The 18896-nt window shown below is 33.0% G+C and carries 14 protein-coding genes; 7 read left to right on the plus strand and 7 right to left on the minus strand.

Features of this window, described 5'->3' with window-relative positions:
- Positions 1-10: 10 nt before the first annotated feature.
- A complete protein-coding gene (locus ACYSNM_RS02385; protein ID WP_461755465.1) occupies positions 11-841 on the minus strand; it encodes a UbiA prenyltransferase family protein in 831 nt (276 codons plus the stop codon).
- 126 nt (positions 842-967) lie between these two features.
- On the opposite strand from ACYSNM_RS02385, the gene gcvP reads away from it, so the two are divergent.
- On the plus strand, positions 968-3826 hold the full coding sequence (gcvP, locus tag ACYSNM_RS02390; RefSeq protein ID WP_461755466.1) for an aminomethyl-transferring glycine dehydrogenase: 2859 nt from the start codon (positions 968-970) through the stop codon (positions 3824-3826).
- A gap of 302 nt (positions 3827-4128) precedes the next feature.
- On the opposite strand, the gene ACYSNM_RS02395 is transcribed toward gcvP, so the two are convergent.
- A complete protein-coding gene (locus ACYSNM_RS02395) occupies positions 4129-7593 on the minus strand; it encodes a DEAD/DEAH box helicase (protein WP_461755467.1) in 3465 nt (1154 codons plus the stop codon).
- A gap of 422 nt (positions 7594-8015) precedes the next feature.
- On the opposite strand from ACYSNM_RS02395, the gene ACYSNM_RS02400 reads away from it, so the two are divergent.
- The 3 genes from ACYSNM_RS02400 to ACYSNM_RS02410 all read left to right on the plus strand — a co-directional run bounded on the left by ACYSNM_RS02400 (position 8016) and on the right by ACYSNM_RS02410 (position 11452).
- Positions 8016-9074 carry a 3-oxoacyl-ACP synthase III family protein gene (locus ACYSNM_RS02400; protein ID WP_461755468.1) on the plus strand — a complete coding sequence of 353 codons (1059 nt, stop codon included), beginning with the start codon at positions 8016-8018 and terminating at the stop codon, positions 9072-9074.
- A gap of 134 nt (positions 9075-9208) precedes the next feature.
- Entirely contained in the window at positions 9209-10411 is a 1203-nt protein-coding gene (locus ACYSNM_RS02405) for an MFS transporter (RefSeq protein WP_461755469.1), read from the plus strand.
- Between the two features lie 69 nt (positions 10412-10480).
- Positions 10481-11452, plus strand: a complete 972-nt coding sequence (locus ACYSNM_RS02410; RefSeq protein ID WP_461755470.1) for a DMT family transporter — start codon at positions 10481-10483, stop codon at positions 11450-11452.
- Here ACYSNM_RS02410 and ACYSNM_RS02415 read toward each other — a convergent pair.
- A complete protein-coding gene (locus tag ACYSNM_RS02415; protein WP_461755471.1) occupies positions 11417-12886 on the minus strand; it encodes an MATE family efflux transporter in 1470 nt (489 codons plus the stop codon). The two genes, ACYSNM_RS02410 and ACYSNM_RS02415, sit on opposite strands and share 36 nt — an antisense overlap.
- A gap of 99 nt (positions 12887-12985) precedes the next feature.
- Between ACYSNM_RS02415 and ACYSNM_RS02420 the strand changes: the two genes are divergently transcribed.
- From ACYSNM_RS02420 to ACYSNM_RS02430, 3 genes are read left to right on the plus strand one after another with little or no spacing between them, the layout of a single operon-like run.
- Complete coding sequence (locus ACYSNM_RS02420; protein WP_461755472.1) at positions 12986-13852, plus strand: glycosyltransferase family 2 protein; 867 nt, start codon at positions 12986-12988, stop codon at positions 13850-13852.
- A gap of 55 nt (positions 13853-13907) precedes the next feature.
- The gene (locus tag ACYSNM_RS02425; RefSeq protein ID WP_461753836.1) at positions 13908-14654 is read left to right on the plus strand and encodes an MlaE family ABC transporter permease; all 747 of its coding nucleotides are present in this window, start codon (positions 13908-13910) and stop codon (positions 14652-14654) included.
- 2 nt (positions 14655-14656) lie between these two features.
- Positions 14657-15424 (plus strand): ABC transporter ATP-binding protein, encoded by a 768-nt coding sequence (locus ACYSNM_RS02430; protein ID WP_461755473.1) that lies wholly within the window; start codon positions 14657-14659, stop codon positions 15422-15424.
- Between the two features lie 26 nt (positions 15425-15450).
- On the opposite strand, the gene ACYSNM_RS02435 is transcribed toward ACYSNM_RS02430, so the two are convergent.
- The 4 genes from ACYSNM_RS02435 to ACYSNM_RS02450 are packed head-to-tail and all read right to left on the minus strand — an operon-like array spanning position 15451 to position 18789.
- Entirely contained in the window at positions 15451-16530 is a 1080-nt protein-coding gene (locus tag ACYSNM_RS02435; protein WP_461755474.1) for a mannose-1-phosphate guanylyltransferase, read from the minus strand.
- Between the two features lie 8 nt (positions 16531-16538).
- Positions 16539-17162 (minus strand): SprT-like domain-containing protein, encoded by a 624-nt coding sequence (locus ACYSNM_RS02440; RefSeq protein WP_461753833.1) that lies wholly within the window; start codon positions 17160-17162, stop codon positions 16539-16541.
- A 9-nt stretch (positions 17163-17171) separates the two neighbouring features.
- The gene (locus tag ACYSNM_RS02445) at positions 17172-17852 is read right to left on the minus strand and encodes an SDR family NAD(P)-dependent oxidoreductase (RefSeq protein ID WP_461755475.1); all 681 of its coding nucleotides are present in this window, start codon (positions 17850-17852) and stop codon (positions 17172-17174) included.
- 1 nt (position 17853) lies between these two features.
- Positions 17854-18789 (minus strand): M28 family metallopeptidase, encoded by a 936-nt coding sequence (locus ACYSNM_RS02450; protein ID WP_461755476.1) that lies wholly within the window; start codon positions 18787-18789, stop codon positions 17854-17856.
- Positions 18790-18896: the final 107 nt, after the last annotated feature.

The following is an 18896-nucleotide window of genomic DNA, read 5'->3' on the forward strand; positions in this document are numbered from 1 at the left end:
TTCTATTATCTCATATGCCAACAACGGATTCTAACACTACTATCAAATACCAAATAATGGGAATACTCTCCACCCAAAACAAAGTGTAGACTTGGCTTCGTTTGGGACTTGCTCTCCAAATAAATAATAAGGTTACAACAAGTATCACTATATTATTATAAGCTTGGATAGATTGGAAATTAGCTTTAAAAAACTCCAAAACGAAAAAAGGTAAAAGTAAAGCAGACAAAATAATCTTTGTCTGTGGGATACCTAAAGTCTGTGGGAGAGTTTTTAGTTGCTTTGAATCATGTGACATATCCACAATTTCAAATATACCGATAAGAATTAAGACAAGTATAAAACGCTGCATAAATTTTATAACAATATCTAAGTCAATAGAATGATTTGCATTAAGCACAGGAATAATCAAAGTTAGCATTGCCCATGAAAAACAAACAATATACACTTTAAGCCCTGCAAGATTTCTTAAGTTAGATACAGATCTATGTATGGGTATGGCATATAACAAAGTCACTAAGAATACTAGTATACTTGCTAATTTGGCATTATTATTCAGCATCATAAAGCAACTTGCTGAAACTAAAAAACAAATTATACTTAAAACGCAGATGAACTTTAAATTAAAAGATAAATTTCCTACTCTGTTATAAACTAAGGCACTATACTTAATAAAGTTATAAGAAAACACGGTTCCAGTGAACCCCATTAAAGATACAATTGGGTCAAAAGGAAGTTTACAAAAATGAAAAGTCATTTGAATTAAAGCAAACACCGCTAAGGAAACGTGAATACTTCCATTTAAATATAGTCTAACTATTTTATTTTTTAACAGATTCATAAGAATAATTTCGCTTTGACAACAACTAATAATTACTTTTCAAAAATAATAGTAATATTGTTAGTTTTGTCATATTAATGGCTATTTTTGTGTACTTTAAACACAACTTATATTATATTGCCCAAAATGAAAACAAATGCATTTGCTTTAAGACACATTGGTCCTCGTGATACGGACTTGGCAGAAATGTTTAAGACTGTAAAGGTTAATAACATAGATCAGTTAATTGACGAAACCTTTCCTAAGAGTATTCGCTTAGCTGAAGATTTAAATCTTGCCAAAGCAATGACTGAATATGATTACTTATCATTCATTCAGGAATTAGGTAACAAAAATAAAATTTTCCGTACTTTCATTGGTTTAGGATACAATGAAGCAATCGTACCTGCTGCTATTCAACGTAACGTATTTGAAAACCCAGGATGGTATACTGCTTACACACCTTACCAAGCTGAAATTGCACAAGGTCGTTTAGAAGCTCTATTAAATTTCCAAACTACTGTAATTGAATTAACAGGTATGGAAATTGCTAACGCTTCTTTATTAGACGAATCTACTTCTGCAGCTGAGGCGATGATTCTTTTATTTGACGTTCGTACAAGAGATCAAAAGAAGAATAACGTTAATAAGTTTTTTGTTTCTAACGAAATATTACCACAAACCTTATCTGTTCTACAAACTAGAGCAACTCCTTTCGAGATTGAATTAGTAGTAGGTGACCATGAAGACTTTACTTTTGGTGAAGATTTCTTTGGTGCAATCTTACAATACCCTGGAAAACATGGTGTAGTTTCAGATTATGCTGATTTTATCCACACGGCTAAATCTAAAGACATTAAAGTTGCTGTAGCAGCTGATATTCTTTCTTTAGTAAGCTTGACTCCTCCAGGAGAAATGGGTGCTGATGTTGTTGTAGGTACTACACAACGTTTTGGTATTCCTCTTGGATATGGTGGACCTCATGCTGCTTACTTTGCAACTAAAGAGGAATACAAACGTAGCATGCCAGGACGTATTATCGGTATGAGTAAAGATGCTGATGGTAACCCTGCATTACGTATGGCTTTACAAACACGTGAGCAACATATTAAACGTGAAAAAGCAACTTCAAACATTTGTACTGCTCAAGTATTATTAGCTGTAATGGCTAGTTTCTATGCAGTATACCACGGACCAAAAGGTCTAGAGTTCATTGCTAATGGAGTACATTCTAAAGCAGTTACTTTAGCTAATAGCCTAGAGAAATTAGGTGTAGAGCAATTAAACCCTTCTTTCTTCGATACTATTTTAGTTAAAGCAGATAGAAAAGCTATCGAGCCATTAGCACTTGAGAACAAAATCAACTTTAACTACATTGATGACAATACACTTTCTATTTCTTTAAATGAGACAGTTGAGTTAAAAGACATCAACGCAATTATCGCTGTATTTGCAAAAGCTTTAAATAAAGAAACTTTTACTGTTGAGCAATTAGATGAAACAACAAGTAAAATACCTGCTAAATTAAAACGTACATCTAAATTCTTACAACATGATGTATTTAACTCTTATCACTCAGAAACAGAGTTAATGCGTTATATCAAGAGATTAGAGCGTAAAGACTTAGCATTAAACCACTCTATGATTTCATTAGGTTCTTGTACAATGAAATTAAATGCAGCGGCAGAAATGTTACCTTTAAGCAGCCCTTCTTGGAATAATATTCACCCATTTGTACCTGCTGATCAAGCACAAGGATATTTACAAATGCTACATGATCTAGAGGATAAATTAAGTGTAATTACTGGTTTTGCTGGTACAACACTTCAACCTAACTCTGGAGCACAAGGGGAATATGCTGGTTTATTAGCTATTCGTGCTTACCACCACTCAAGAGGAGACTTCCAAAGAAATATTGCTTTAATTCCAGCTTCAGCTCACGGAACTAACCCAGCTTCAGCAGCAATGGCAGGTATGAAAGTTATTGTTACAAAAACTACTCCAGAAGGAAACATTGATGTAGCAGACTTAAAAGCTAAAGCAGAACAACACAAAGACAACCTATCTTGTTTAATGGTAACTTACCCATCTACTCACGGAGTATATGAGTCAGCTATTAAAGAAGTTACACAAATCATCCATGACAATGGTGGACAAGTGTACATGGATGGGGCTAATATGAATGCACAAGTTGCAATCACTAACCCTGCTAACATTGGAGCAGACGTTTGTCACTTAAACTTACATAAAACTTTCGCTATTCCTCACGGAGGTGGAGGACCAGGAGTTGGACCAATTTGTGTTGCAGAACACTTAGTAGAGTTCTTACCTACAAATCCATTAGTAAAAGTTGGTGGTAAAAATGGAATCACTGCTATTTCAGCTGCACCTTACGGATCAGCATTAGTTTGTTTGATTTCTTACGGTTATATCACAATGTTAGGATTAGATGGACTTAAGAAAGTTACACAAACAGCTATCTTAAATGCTAACTACTTAAAAGCTCGTTTAGAAGAGCACTACTCTATCCTATACACAGGAGAGCAAGGACGTGCAGCTCACGAAATGATCTTAGACGTTAGAGAGTTCAAAGAAAAAGGAATTGAAGTAACAGATATCGCTAAGCGTTTAATCGACTACGGATTCCACGCTCCTACTGTTTCTTTCCCTGTTGCTGGTACATTAATGATTGAACCAACAGAAAGTGAAAGTAAAGAAGAGTTAGATAGATTCTGTGATGCTATGATTTCAATTAGACAAGAAATCGAACAAGCAACTTTAGATAATCCAAATAACGAATTAAAAAATTCACCACATACATTGGCATTATTAACAGCTGATAACTGGGATTTACCATACTCTAGACAAAGAGCTGCTTTCCCATTACCATTTGTTGCAGGAAATAAATTCTGGCCATCAGTAAGACGTATTGATGACGCTTACGGTGATAGAAACTTAATCTGCTCATGTGCACCGATTGAAGTGTATATGGATGCTGAGAACTAGTAGTATCATTACTATATAAAACAGACTCGCCTTCTACTTTGTGGAAGGCGAGTTTTTTTATAGTTATCAACACTATTGTGGATAACTTCTTATTGTTATTTGTTTAGGATTTCCTGTTTAAAAAATCGATATACAAAAGACAGAACACACCCTCAAAACCATACAAATCAATAAATTAACAAGAAATATTTTCAAAAATAAAGCAGACATCTAAAATGTTATTCACAACTTACTAACTATTTAAATAGAGTTATACACAAACAAAAAGATAGTTATCAACAAACATATAGAGTTATCAACAATTATAAAGCAGTATAAAAACTATCTTTACTTCTCATATCTTCCAATAGCTTACCATAGAGTGGGTCTTGCTCTACTATACTAGCATTACCTATTAAGATTAATTGTTCTTTTGCTCTAGTTAAAGCAACATTTAACTTTCTATCCACATCTAAAGAATCATTTAAATTAATTAAAGCTTCTAATTGTTGGCTATTTACAGCGCTAAAAGTATATAGAATAATATCGCGCTGTCCTCCTTGAAACCTTTCCACCGTATCTATGGTTATTTGATTTGCATTAGCAACATTAGCTTGTTGTAGTTTTCTATAAATTAATGCTATTTGATTTTTAAAAGGAGCTATCACTCCTATCTTTTTAGTAAGATCTAATTCTACATTATTTTCCTTATACAGACCTATTAAACGCAGGATTACTTCAACAACCATATCGGCTTCACCTTGGGCTGTTTTTTCTAGATCTTGCTCTTTTATTGGTACATCTATAAAAAGAACTCTATGTCGTGCTAATGCCACAGAGCACCAATGCCTCTCTTTAGTGGTATAAGGCAAGTCAGCGACTTGTCTATAGAGATCCTTTTTTACTGATGCACTTAAATTTGGTAGACTATAAGCAACTTGAAGTTTTCCTTCATAAAATAAACGATTTGGGAAGTCACTAATCTCTTGGTGCATTCTACCTTGATAGGTTAAAGTATCATAGGCATAATCTAAAGTATTATCCTTACAAAAATGATATAACCTTTCAAACAAAGAATTTCGTCTATTAAAAAGGCCTATACCCTCTAACATGGTATTATTACTTTTACTTTGCTCAGCATCTTGCAATACAATTGCTGGTAATTGTTTGTGATCTCCTATTAAAATGAATTTTTTGCAATGAGCTAATAGTCCAATTATTTGGGGCTCCAAAATTTGTGAAGCCTCATCAATTAACACCCAATCAAAGGCTTTAAACTTTAATAAATCTTCCTTTGAGGTAATACTAGAGACAGTACTCAAAAAGACCCTCTGCTCTTTTAAGATTGAAGATAAATTAGCCCTTGTTAAATGTTTATCTCTTTGGCTCTTATCCACGATACTAGACAATAAATAATCTTGGTATTGCTTTTTACAAGACAGAGTATTACCAAGGCGAATAAACTCCTTCCCTTTGGGTAAATCCATTGGTTGCAAAGCTTCTAATACTGCCTCACTTAATTCATCTACTGCTCGATTAGTATAGGCTAAGACCAAAATATTGGCTTTACTACCTTTGTGTACTTCTCTTACAAATTCTTTTATAATATGAGAAGTTTTACCTGTACCTGGAGGACCATTTAAAACAAAATAATCTTCACACGACAACATATTATTTAAAATTCTATTTTGCTCAATAGATAGATAATGATTTACATAGCCATAATTTTCACCTCTTAAGGGCTTTCTAGTTGTTAATAATAAGGCTTGCTTTTGTGTATTAGCAATAACAAAACGATATAAATTTTGATACATACCTGAAAAAGAAGAATCCATAAAATCTCTCTCTAAGGCCCACTGAGAATATTTATCAAAATACTGAAGGTTATTTTGCTGAAAACGCAACTCTACCTCAACACGAATAAGAGAGATAGATACGATAGTACACTTGAAAATCTGGTAGTTGGTAGGATTATGCTCTTTATCAACAAAAGGATACAATACACAAACATCACCAACTCTAAAGCTAGATAACTCAGAGGAACTTTGTATTTCAAATACAATTGCCTTTTTAGCAGTGTTTACCAAATTATGTGTAATCTTCAAATTATACATAATACCAAAACTATCTACCTTTTGCTCAAAACTTCTATTCCACATACCAGCTAAAGAGGTAGAGGAATCTGCTTTGCTACCAGCGCATTTACTCCAATACTGCTCTTTTGCAATAAAACTTAAATAACTCCAAAAGTAACTTTGCACTAGTGGGCTACTTTTAAATATTGGGGTAGTAAGCTCCTCGAATTGCTTCTCAAGAATTGCTTTAAACTTAGTGTTTATATTATTTTTAATTAGGTGATCCCCATGAATATTTCTAATTAAGCCAATTATTTTATTTACCTGACCACTTTGTAAAATATGCTCATTGACTAATATGTCATTTCGCATTTGACATATACTTTGTATTTTGCTTATGCTAATATGGTCAGAACGTAAGTTCCCTTTACTTACTTTACTATAAAAAATAAAACCGTCTATACTTTGGCCTTTAGTTAACTCAGACAAACTTATTCCCTTAATTTGAGAAAGCATTAAAAAATACATATATAGCTGACTACTGTGGTTTTCTTTTACATTAGTCATCTTATCGGGATATGGTACAGATCCAGACTTTAACTCTACAATAACACTCTTTCCTGTAGAGCTGTCGTTTTGATGCAAAACATCTAATCTTCCCTGTATACCATAAATATTACTCAAAAAAGAAGGCTCTAAATTAATGGCTTCTCTATTATTTAAGCCATAATAACTAAAGTCTTTGGTCACTACCTTGACAATAGTAGTATAATGCATCTGACATAAGCCCTGGTAGTTCATAAATCCGTCATAGGTAGAAATGTCCTCACAAAATAAATGCTCTGTAGGATAGTTCAGAAAATGCTTATGGAATAATTCCTCAAACCCAATTACGGTTTCTAGGGAGGATTGTCCTATAACCTGATCTATGACAAGATTGGCAAAGTTCCCCAATAGTAGATACATAGTATTGGAAGGCAACTGAAGTTTATTCTTCAAAAAGTGTAGTGCACTTTGTCCATAATCCTGGAAACACTCTGCAATAGAGGAAACATCAATCAAATAATCAGGCTCTAATACTACTAATTTTGCATGTAAATGTCCACTTGTATCTACTCCTACATCTATTAAATACAATAAAGCACCTTGCCAAAAAGAATCTGTTGTAAAAACGGGGATCCCAAAAGAATCCGTGGGTAAATGAACAACTAAATAATCTTTAGAGCTACCTTCAATTGCATAACAATATAAAACATCTGCTTTCTTGTGATCAAAAACAACCTTAAGATGATTCAAAGAACGTTGAAAAGTAATGGTAGGTTTTCTATATCTTAAAGGATTATTTTCTATTCTATTTTGAACAATAAATGGCAGGGGTACTCTATAGACTTGTTGTATAAAAAGTGCTACATCGCTCCAATAGGTAATAAAGTAATCTGCTAACTCTAAGTCCGAAATAGCTTTAATGTCTTTTTCAATCCATCTTAATTCATGGATTACATTAGAGGTTTGGTAAGTATTTATAATAAAGTTTAAGCGGCTCAATAAATTACTAAATACTATTGTTTCTTTAGCAACAACTTGCTTGGAGAAGCGTTCTAATAAACCTAAAAGCTCTATATAACTTTGTTTAATTTGATTTTGTTGTAAATACCTATCATAGATATCTACAAGTGCATTAAAATACCAATCTTCTGTAGGCTTGCCAAACATAAAATATAAAACTGTATGAAAATTAAGAGTGCAAAAGAGCAATTTTCTTTTACATAGAAGTTACAAATATCGCCAAAATCTATGGAACATTGATCTCTAAGATAACTACAAACTTCACAATAAAGTAAAGATAGTACTTAGTTATAAGGCAATATAGAAACTACCTAAGCGTTTTTAAAGTAAAGCCACCTTTGTAAAAGGAACTAAGCTAAAAATAAAGTATAATCCTTTTTACATAAATGCATTTTTACCCCCAAAACATATAGCCATAATATATAAAAAAAGACTGAAACACCATTTCTCTATTAAATTCACAAAAACACAATGAAACTAAAATGTTTTTGAATATTTTATGAAATAATTTAATATACTTACCAATATAAACAACTAAGTTTACCCTAAATTAACCAAACACACCAACAATGAACATTAAACTTACCGGCTCTGGTAGTTATATCCCAACCAAAGTCATCACAAATAATGACTTTGATAATTTTGACTTTAGAGATGAAAACGGAGAAAAATTAAAAGATTCTAACCAGCGTATAGCCTTCAAACTGCAACAAATTACAGGTATTGAACAAAGAAGGTATGTAGAAGATAACTTAACTTCTTCTGATATTGCAACAATTGCAAGCCAAAGAGCAATTGCCGATGCTAATATTGACCCTGAAACAATTGATTACATTATTTTTGCTCACAATTTTGGAGATATTAAAGGAAACACTATTCAATCGGATATTGTACCAAGTTTAGCTTCAAGAGTAAAACATAATTTGAAGATACAAAACCCTAACTGCGTAGCTTTTGATTTACTTTTTGGCTGCCCAGGGTGGCTGCAAGGTGTCATACAAGCCTATGCTTTTATTCAAGCTGGCTTGGCTAAACGCTGCTTGATTATTGGAGCGGAAACCCTTTCCCGAGTGATAGACCCACACGATAGAGACTCTATGATTTACGCCGATGGTGCAGGAGCTACTATTTTTGAAGCTACTCAAGAACCAGGTGGTATATTATCACTAAGTAATGCTAGTTACACCTTAGAAGAAGCCTATTATATCCATTACGACAAATCCTATAATAAGGATTTAGATCCTTCTACGAAATACATTAAAATGTTTGGTAGAAAAATCTATGAATTTGCCCTAACCCAAGTGCCATTAGCAATGAAGCAATGTATGGACAAAAGCGGCATAGATATTCATAGAGTTAAAAAGGTAATGATTCATCAAGCTAATGAAAAAATGGATGAGGCTATTGTAGAGCGTTTTTACAACCTATATGGACTTAGCATGCCAAGCGACATTATGCCTATGAATATTAAAATGCTAGGTAATAGTAGCGTTGCTACCTTACCTACTTTATATGATATGATTATAAAAAAACAATTAGATAACCATGATTTACAACAAGGAGATATATTACTTTTTGCTTCCGTTGGAGCAGGAATGAATATCAATGCTTTTGTATACCAAATGTAATTTCACTTTACTATAAAAACATAGGCTATGCTTTTTTAGCATAGCCTATGTTTTTTTGTATCTAGCCCAAGCCCTAAACAAACCAAGGATATTCACTACTTTTGCAAATAATTTAAAAAAATATCCTTTTATACATGTTACAACAATCCAGTGAACGTAGAAAGAAATTAGCCACTCTTCTAGCCTTCTTTACTATTCCTATTTCCGGCTTTGTAACCGACATTTACCTTCCTTCTTTTCCTGCTATGGCAAGTAGTTTAAACCTCTCAGCAGAAGATATACAAATAACCCTAAGCTGTTATCTATTAAGTTATGGAATCGCTCAGCTTTTTATTGGCTCTATACTCGATAATATCGGTAGATATAAACCACGTCTTATAAGTTTAGCTTTACTTGTTATAACCAATATACTGATCCCACAAACCACAGATATTATATGGATTTGTGCTCTTAGGATACTCCAAGGATTTGCTGTTTCTGTTTTAGTAGTAGCTATTAGAGCAATATTTTTAGATATATACCCGGGTAAAAAAAGTGTATCTTATTTGAGCTACTTCACTATCATTTGGTCTTGTGGTCCTATTTTAGCGCCTTTCTTAGGTGGTTTTCTAGAACAAATCTTCTCTTGGCATGCTAACTTTTACTTCTTAGCAATCTATGCAGGAATATTGTTAGTTTTAGAACTACTAATTAGTGGAGAAAGTTTAGAACAAAAGAAATCCTTCGATCTTGTAACTACCTTACAACTCTATAAATCAATGCTACAAAACAAAAGCTTTATCAGTAGTATTTGCATCTTAGGACTTGCCTATTCTGTTGCAATGGCTTTTAATATCTCTGGCCCATTTATCATCGGTAACACCTTTGGTTATAATGCTATTACCATTGGAAATTGTACCTTACTATTAGGAGTGTCTTGGATGTTAGGAGGTATACTAGGTAAAAGAAGAATGAATATAGACTTTGAAAAAAGAATCTTACAACCTAGTGTTTTACAAATCACAGCAGTTAGTTTATTAATTATAATAGGAATATGGCAACAAAACTTAATTCTACTTATTTCTTTTGCCTTTATTATACATGCAGCTTCTAGTATGTTATTTACAAGTTTCTTTAGTACAACGATGCTCTTTTTTCCTAAAAATGCAGGATTAGCGGGTGGATTAATGGGTGGATTGGTATACCTTATTACCTCTTTTACAAGCTTTCTACTAACGAGTGTACATCCTATAGAAACCCAAAACCATTTAGCCTATGGGTATGGAATCTTAATTCTATGCTTGTTTATGACCATTATGTATCGAATAAAGCTATATAAACAAGAACTAAAAAACTAAATAAAAAACATTGCCATTGTTTTTGGTAATTAGACTAATAAATTGCGTATTTTCATATAAACAATTGTAATGGAAAAAATAAGGTTTATAAGTAACTCAAGGTGGTTTGGCTTTGTTTCTGCACTTTTTGCTGCAGCTTTGTGGGGTGTTTCAGGAGCATTCGCCCAATTCTTATTTATAAAGGCTAATTTTACTCCTCAGTGGTTAGTAACCACAAGGATGCTGATTAGCGCTTTGATTCTTCTTGCCATTAGTATTGGCTTTAAAAACCCCAATATTTGGAAAATATGGTCCAATAAAAGAGATGTCACAAGTTTAATTGCATTTAGTATTATAGCAATGCTAAGTGTTCAATATACTTACTTTGTAACCATCTTACACTCCAATGCAGCAACAGCAACGGTCTTACAATATGTAGGACCCGTATTTATAGCTATATACTTAGCCTTAAGGAATAAAAAAGCTCCAACATCACAAGAAATCCTGGCTATTACTTTAGCTGTGGCTGGTACCTTTTTATTAGTTACTCATGCAGATATCAATACTTTGATTATAAGCCCACAGGCTTTATATTGGGGTATAGCATCTGCATTAGCTTTAGCATGCTATACTTTAATGCCCGTTAATTTATTACATAAGTATGATCCTTTGAGTGTTATCAGCTGGTCCATGCTTATTGCATCAGTATGTATGGGGATATATTTTAACCCTTATACAGTAGATATACAATGGAATAAACCGGTTATTACTGCTGTAGTGTTTATTGTAATTTTTGGTACGTTAATTCCTTTTTATATGTTTTTAAATGCAGTAAAGATAATAGGTCCGCAAAAAGCTAGTTTACTTGCATGTGCAGAACCTCTTGCAGCTACTTTTATAGCAGTATTCTTTTTAGATACCCCCTTTACTTTAATGGATTATTTAGGAACTAGCTGTATTTTGATAACTATTCTTTTACTAAGTAAAAGCCCCTCAAAAAAGAATAATACCACTCAGGTTACTCCTCTACCTATGCAGGAATCTACTCAAAAAACTGCTTAAATAACTCTTTATACTCTTTAACCAATTAGTGTAAAAAACAAGAAGCAAATTAGCAAAAACAACTAAGATTACCTTACCTAAAAACACAATCCAATAGTTCGTACCTAAAGGTAGAAAGTACACAAGACCTACTATAGCTATCATAGAAATAAACAAGTAAAGATAGTCTCTATCAAAAGGCCAAAGCTTGAGTTTATTATAGATAAAATAGGTCTTCACCACATTAAATAAACCCATAGAAATTAGGGAAGCGATCGCTACTCCAACAATACCAAGATCTGTATAACTTAAAAAATAAAAATTCAAGCTAATATTTAAAACCATCAATACAATAATGGATAGTAAATTAAAGCGATAATATTTAGAATAAGAAATTATCTCCGTATTAAATCCCGTACACATATTAATGACCACATTTATCCCCAATAGATAGATAATAGGTAAAGAGTCTTTTAAATTATCATAGGTAGGTAAAAGCTTAAAGAAAGGCTCTATCCCTACCAAGACTAAACTAAAGAGCAACATACCAATAAAAAACAAAACCCGAGCTACCTCTTTGTGTTTTATATTAAGTTCTCGTAATCTAGCATTCTTTAATAAGTCAGAGACCACAGGTGCGTAAACTGCAAATACACCTGTAGCTGGAATAGCTAAAGCCGAAGCAAGAGTAACACCAATATTAAAGGTACCATTTTGCTCATAACCTAAAAAAGCGGGAATCATTAAAGAATCTACTCTAAAGGCAAAGAATTGTCCTAAGCTTCCTGCAAAGGCAAAAAAGCTATACCAATAATAATCTGGTTTTGACAAATGCGCAAAAAGATCGCTGTATTGATTATGCCAAGTAAAATTAAAATGCTTAAAAACATAAATGGCAACTATGGCAAGGATACAAAAGTAACTTAGGATGTAAACCCAAATAGCGTCCACTATATTCCAAGATAAGAAAAGAACTAAAATAAAAGCAAATGGCAGAGTTAGTTTGGGAATAATTTTCTCAAAAAAAGTTACAAATGCTATGCGGTGTAAATTAGTGGCTTGTCTTCGAAACAAATCTATATAAGCCATGGCAATTGCCAAGGGAAATCCCAAGAACATATACCTAAGATCCTCTTGAGTATTAAACCAATAAATACTAAATACCACAATCCCTAAGAGCAAACTCATTTTCCCTAAAGCCAACAAACTAAAACTAAAAAGTTTCTTTTGTAAATAGGGATTTAAAGTAGGGTAAAAATTAATCAGAGCATGACTACTCCCCAAAACAATAATAGGAAACATTACCTGTGCACAAGCATCTACAAATCGAATAATACCAAGCATCTCTTTATCCAATGGATAAATTAATACCGTAGAAAGTATACCAAAAACAACTCCAAGGTAATTAATACCTGTGAACAGAATGGCTTGTTTTGTGGCACTATTGTTTTTCATTGAAGGATCAAGTTTTGGTAATACTACAAATATAGTTTACTAAAGCATCCGAACTACAAAAATTGATAACTTTGTATAAATCTACAAAACACATAATCCATGAACTACATTATTATAATGCCTGCTTATAATGAACAAAGCTTTATTAAAAAAACTTTGGATAGCATAGCAGCTCAAAGCCTCTTACCAAAACGCTTAATAATTGTAGATGATAATTCTAATGATAATACACTAGAGTTAGCAAAAGAATTTTGCCTTGAACATCCCTGGGCTAGTGCTTTACATAAGAGCTCAACTTCTTCCAAACACTTACCAGGTAGTAAAGTAATACATACCTTTAACTTTGGTTTACAAACTGTGGATATTCAAGAGGTAGATGTCATAGTAAAGTTAGATGCCGACTTAATACTACCTTATGATTATTTCGAAAAAGTAATGCAAGAATTTAAGCATAATCCAAAAGCAGGATTAGTTGGAGGATTCGCTTATATAGAACAAAACAATCAATGGATATTGGAAAACTTAACCGATAAAGATCATATTAGAGGTGCCTTTAAAGCATATAGAAGGCAATGTTTTGCACAAATCGGAGGTCTTAAAGCTGCAATGGGTTGGGATACAGTTGATGAATTACTAGCAAGGTACTTTAACTGGGAAGTAGTTACTTTGGAAAACCTTAATGTTAAACACTTAAAGCCCACAGGTGCCAACTATGATAAAACGGCAAGATATAAACAAGGTAATAGCTTTTATAGACTTCGCTATGGTTTGATAATAACAACTATTGCTGGTTTAAAATTAGCAAGTAAAAAGAAAAAACCACTTTTATTTATAGATTATATTAAAGGATATTTTCAAGCTAAAAACCAAAATCAAGCTTTCTTAGTAGATAAAAACCAAGGGGAATTTATACGAAAATATCGTTGGACTAAGATAAAACAAAAGATAAAAAAAATGTTTTTTTAGTCTATAATTCTTAAAACTCGTTACTAATTGGTATTTTAGCCATTATTTTCATTTTATGATTAAATCAGCTTTAAAAAATATAGGTCAATACTTCCTAATGCTAAAAGAAATTTTCAGCAAGATGACCAAATGGAAGGTTATGAAGCAATTAATATTCAAAGAAATAGATGATCTTATTATCGGTTCTTTAGGGATAGTGTGCTTTTTATCTTTTTTCGTAGGAGGAGTTGTTGCAATTCAAACAGCACTTAACCTTACAAATCCACTTATTCCAAAATATTTAATTGGTTTTGCTACAAGACAAAGTGTTATATTGGAATTTGCCCCTACTTTTATTTCTATTATTATGGCAGGTAAAATGGGTTCTTTTATTACTTCGAGTATAGGAACTATGAGAGTTACCGAGCAAATTGATGCCTTAGAGGTTATGGGAATAAATTCTTTGAACTACTTAGTATTTCCTAAAGTAATAGCAGTTTTATTATATCCTTTTGTTATTGGAATAAGCATGTTCTTAGGTATACTAGGAGGTTGGTTTGGAGGTGTAATGGGGAATTTTGTTACCTCGGAGCAATTCATAATGGGACTACAGGATACTTTTATTCCCTTTCATATTACCTATGCCTTTCTAAAAACAGCAGTATTTGGCTTATTACTTGCTACAATACCTGCTTACTTTGGCTATTACATGAAGGGTGGAGCTTTAGAAGTTGGAAAAGCTAGTACAACCTCATTTGTATGGACAAGTGTAGCTATCATTCTAACAAACTATATATTAACCTCTCTTTTATTAACTAATTAGATATGATTGAAGTAAAAGACATACGTAAATCCTTTAATGGAACAGAAGTTTTAAAGGGTATCACAACCGTGTTTGAAACAGGTAAAACCAATCTTATCATTGGACAGAGTGGTTCAGGAAAAACTGTTTTCTTAAAAACTTTACTTGGAATACATCAGGCTGATTCTGGTACCATTAGTTTTGATGGTAGAAATTATCAAGACCTAAGTGTACAACAAAAAAGAGAGCTAAGAACAGAGATTGGAATGGTATTCCAAGGAAGTGCATTATTTGACTCCTTAACAGTGGAAGAGAACATTGCTTTCCCTTTAAAGATGTTTACCAATAAAACCCAAGAAGAAATCGACCATAGGGTTAATGAAGTAATAGATAGAGTAAACCTTATTAATGCAAATAAAAAAATGCCTTCTGAAATTTCAGGAGGAATGCAAAAAAGGGTTGCTATTGCAAGAGCTATTGTAAACAATCCAAAATATCTTTTTTGTGATGAACCTAACTCAGGTTTGGATCCAAAGACAGCAATAGTAATTGACAATTTAATTCAAAAAATCACCCATGAATATGGCATAACGACCATTATTAATACCCATGATATGAACTCTGTATTAGAGATTGGAGAACATATTGTATTTTTAAAAAATGGGCTATTAGCATGGCAAGGAAATAATAAACAAATCATACAAACAGACAATGAAGATGTAGTCGATTTTGTATACTCCTCAGAACTCTTTAGAATGGTACGTCAGGCCATGAGAGATATGGTAAAATAAAAAAGTCTCCAATTTGGAGACTTTTTTTATTCTTTATTTTTATTTAGCTTAGCTTCAATTGCTTGAGAAACCTTCTTTATTTCTTGTTCCTTTTTCTTAGGATAAATAAGCAAAACATCTTCTCTATCTACAATGATATAGTCATTTAATCCATCAATGACTACTAATTTACTTTTATCTGTACGAATGATATTATTGGTAGCATTCTCACAAAAAGCTTGTGCATTAACAATGGCATTATCACTAGCATCTTTTGGTAGTTTATCGTGTAATGACCCCCAAGTACCCAAATCATTCCAATCAAAGGTTGCAGGTAGCACATACACGTTATTTGCCTTCTCCATCACTGCATAGTCGATAGAGATATCCTGGGCCTTTGCGTAATTAGCCTCAATAAAAGACTTTTCTTCTTGCGTATTATACGATTGCAATCCTGATTGAAATAAGGCATACATTTCAGGTTGGTATTGTTCAAAAGCTTGTAAAATGGCTCTTACACCCCAAACGAAAATTCCTGAGTTCCATAAAAAGTGACGACTTTGAATAAACTTCCTTGCAGTAACGTAATCAGGCTTCTCACGAAACTGAACTACTTTTTTAATAGGCCTTGAATCTAACTTATTGAATTCAATATAACCATAACCTGTATTAGGGAAAGTAGGTAAGATACCTAAAGTCATCAAAACTTGATCACGCTCACAAATATCAAAAGTACGCTGTAAATTGGAAACAAATTGCATTTCATCTTCGATCCAGTGATCACTAGGTGCTACAACCATAACTGCTTCTGGATTCATCTTATAAATCTTCATAGCAGCATATAAAATACAAGGTGCTGTATTTCTCATTGCTGGCTCCAAAATGATATTATCATCGCTTACAAAAGGCAATTGTTCTTTGACAATATTTTGATAATTTTCATTGGTTAGAATAAGAATATTCTCCTTAGGTATTAAAAGAGCAAGGCGATTAAATGTTTTTTGAATAAGCGTATGCCCAGACCCAAGCATGTCGTGAAACTGTTTGGGAAATTCAGGTGTACTAACTGGCCAAAAACGAGAGCCTACCCCCCCGGCCATAACTATGGCATAATAATTTGAACTCATAAATAAAATTATCTTTTTACAACATAATGCCTTAAAATTTGTACTTCGGCATTTGCTTTGAATGTATAAACACGTCCACTACTTACCTCTAAGCATTCGAATCTTTTCACACGTAATGGACCACGCTTAAAAATCTTCCCATTATAGGTCTTAAAATGACTGCCAATTGGAATTTCATAAATAAAACACTGATCACTATCTTTATCCTGTGTATCATACCTACGCATAGCAATGGACAAACGTTCATCTGTATCACTACTAGCACTTGGGTTCCTAAAATGATTTGCAAGCAAAGGAAGCAAGGTATTTGGAAATACCTCTGGCCTCAAAAAAGGCAACATAAGTAATTGAAAGGTACCTTTCCATTGTTGCCCATGGGGTTTGATATAACCTCCATATTTTTGGTAAGCAACCAAATGAGCAATCTCATGGATTAATGTCATCAAAAACCTGTAAGGATTCAAATTAGAATTCACAGTAATTAAATGATGTCCATCTTGTGTCCTTGTGTAATCTCCATGCCTAGTTACTCTCTCATTTACAATCTTTAAATGAACGTTATAATGCTTTATAAGTTCAAAACAAGGCTCCAAAGCAGCAGGTGGTAAATATGGTTTTAAAACAGTAATCAAATCATTTTATTATGGGGTTGAACTAGAAGCTTGTAAAACTTTTCCGTTAAAGTACTTATTTCCATTTAAAGAAAACTCTACTATAAACTCTGCCATTTCTTCAGGTAACAAAGGCGCCTGATATCCAGGAAAAGCCTCTTCTAACATTTCAGTTTGAACAGCACCTAAAGCAATAACATTAAAGGAAATTCCTCTTTCTTTATACTCTTCGGCAAGAAGCTCACTTAAAATAGTAACAGCTCCTTTACTTGAGCTATATGCAGCTAGACCTCCAAATTTCATTACCCCTTGAACACCACCCATACTACTAATTGTAACAACATGACTTTGTGGTTTTAAAAATGGAATACAAATTTGGATCAAGCGAGCCACACCAAATACATTCACTTGGTATACTCTTTGAAAGTCTTCACTGGTTAATTCTTCAAATGGTTTGTTGACAATTTGTCCAGCATTATTAATCAAAATATCTACTGCACCATCCCATTTTTGACTAATAAACTCAGCAACTTTACTTAAATCTTCTTCTTTACAAATATCTACGCTTAGACAACTAACTCCACTTGTAGCTTCTAATTCTTGATTTACTTTTCGAGAAAGAGCTAAAACTTGATTTCCTGCTTCAGCTAATTGCTTAGCTACCTCTAAACCAATCCCTCTACTTGTACCAGTAACTATAATTTTTTTCATTCTAAAATTTTCTAATATTTCCTTGTGGCATATTCACAAGCTTGTTTATAACTTTAGCCATCTTTTCACTAAAGCTAGCCATAAAAGCAACATCCATTAATTCCGCATGGTCTAAGACGTGATGATAGTACGGGTAATTCTCAAAGTCAAAAGAACAAAAAGTATGACTTGGTACATCAAAATGTTTATAAAACGGATAATTATCAGATCGCTTAAATAAATTATATTCTGTTGCAAGAGGTAATTCTCCCACTAATTGTTCTTGAGCAATATTATTGATTAACTCTGCTACGTTACTTAATTCTAAACCTGTACCATAGGTGATGTATTCACGGTCCATAGGTACTCCTAACATCTCAAAGTTTAGCATTAGGACAACGTTTAAGCCACTTTCTTTCATCTTCAAAGCCAAGTGCTCACTTCCTAAAAGCCCCTTTTCTTCTGCATTAAAAAAAGCATAAACAATAGTTCTTTTATTATCCATACCACTTAAGCGTCTTACTTGGTCTAATAAAATAACACTACCACTAGCATTGTCATTAGCACCATTGGCAATAGAATCATTATCTATAGGCTTAACAACCCCTATATGATCAAAATGTGCACCTAAAACGATGATTTCATTTTTCAGAGCATTATCCTTACCTGGTTGAACCCCTACCACATTCCAAGAATTGGCATAATTGCTCAACGTATCTTTATAACTATTAAATAATGGCTTAATATGATTGGCCTCTAACTCCTTAATAAGGTAATTACTAGCCTGATCAGCTCCCTGAGTACCTGCTTCACGTCCTAATAACTCATCACTAGTAAGATAGTATAAATCTTTACTTATCAATTCCTCACTAGAAATACTAGGGGAAAGGGACATGCTTTTCTTAGTACCACAACTAAGCAAACTCATAAAAAACACTAATACAATAATAATTCTCATAGTCCTTAAATTTAGTTCAAAAATACAAAAATCTACCTAATTATTACAACATAAGTATAGGTAGAGATACCATAAAAAAAGCCCGTTTAAAAAACGGGCTTTCTAAT

Source organism: Myroides sp. LJL116 (assembly GCF_054871685.1).

What these genes read in the sequence shown, in the direction of transcription:
- ACYSNM_RS02385 (WP_461755465.1), bottom strand. Translation starts at nt 841, where the DNA reads ATGAATCTGTTAAAAAATAAAATAGTTAGACTATATTTAAATGGAAGT.
- gcvP (WP_461755466.1), top strand. Translation starts at nt 968, where the DNA reads ATGAAAACAAATGCATTTGCTTTAAGACACATTGGTCCTCGTGATACG.
- ACYSNM_RS02395 (WP_461755467.1), bottom strand. Translation starts at nt 7,593, where the DNA reads ATGTTTGGCAAGCCTACAGAAGATTGGTATTTTAATGCACTTGTAGAT.
- ACYSNM_RS02400 (WP_461755468.1), top strand. Translation starts at nt 8,016, where the DNA reads ATGAACATTAAACTTACCGGCTCTGGTAGTTATATCCCAACCAAAGTC.
- ACYSNM_RS02405 (WP_461755469.1), top strand. Translation starts at nt 9,209, where the DNA reads ATGTTACAACAATCCAGTGAACGTAGAAAGAAATTAGCCACTCTTCTA.
- ACYSNM_RS02410 (WP_461755470.1), top strand. Translation starts at nt 10,481, where the DNA reads ATGGAAAAAATAAGGTTTATAAGTAACTCAAGGTGGTTTGGCTTTGTT.
- ACYSNM_RS02415 (WP_461755471.1), bottom strand. Translation starts at nt 12,886, where the DNA reads ATGAAAAACAATAGTGCCACAAAACAAGCCATTCTGTTCACAGGTATT.
- ACYSNM_RS02420 (WP_461755472.1), top strand. Translation starts at nt 12,986, where the DNA reads ATGAACTACATTATTATAATGCCTGCTTATAATGAACAAAGCTTTATT.
- ACYSNM_RS02425 (WP_461753836.1), top strand. Translation starts at nt 13,908, where the DNA reads ATGATTAAATCAGCTTTAAAAAATATAGGTCAATACTTCCTAATGCTA.
- ACYSNM_RS02430 (WP_461755473.1), top strand. Translation starts at nt 14,657, where the DNA reads ATGATTGAAGTAAAAGACATACGTAAATCCTTTAATGGAACAGAAGTT.
- ACYSNM_RS02435 (WP_461755474.1), bottom strand. Translation starts at nt 16,530, where the DNA reads ATGAGTTCAAATTATTATGCCATAGTTATGGCCGGGGGGGTAGGCTCT.
- ACYSNM_RS02445 (WP_461755475.1), bottom strand. Translation starts at nt 17,852, where the DNA reads ATGAAAAAAATTATAGTTACTGGTACAAGTAGAGGGATTGGTTTAGAG.
- ACYSNM_RS02450 (WP_461755476.1), bottom strand. Translation starts at nt 18,789, where the DNA reads ATGAGAATTATTATTGTATTAGTGTTTTTTATGAGTTTGCTTAGTTGT.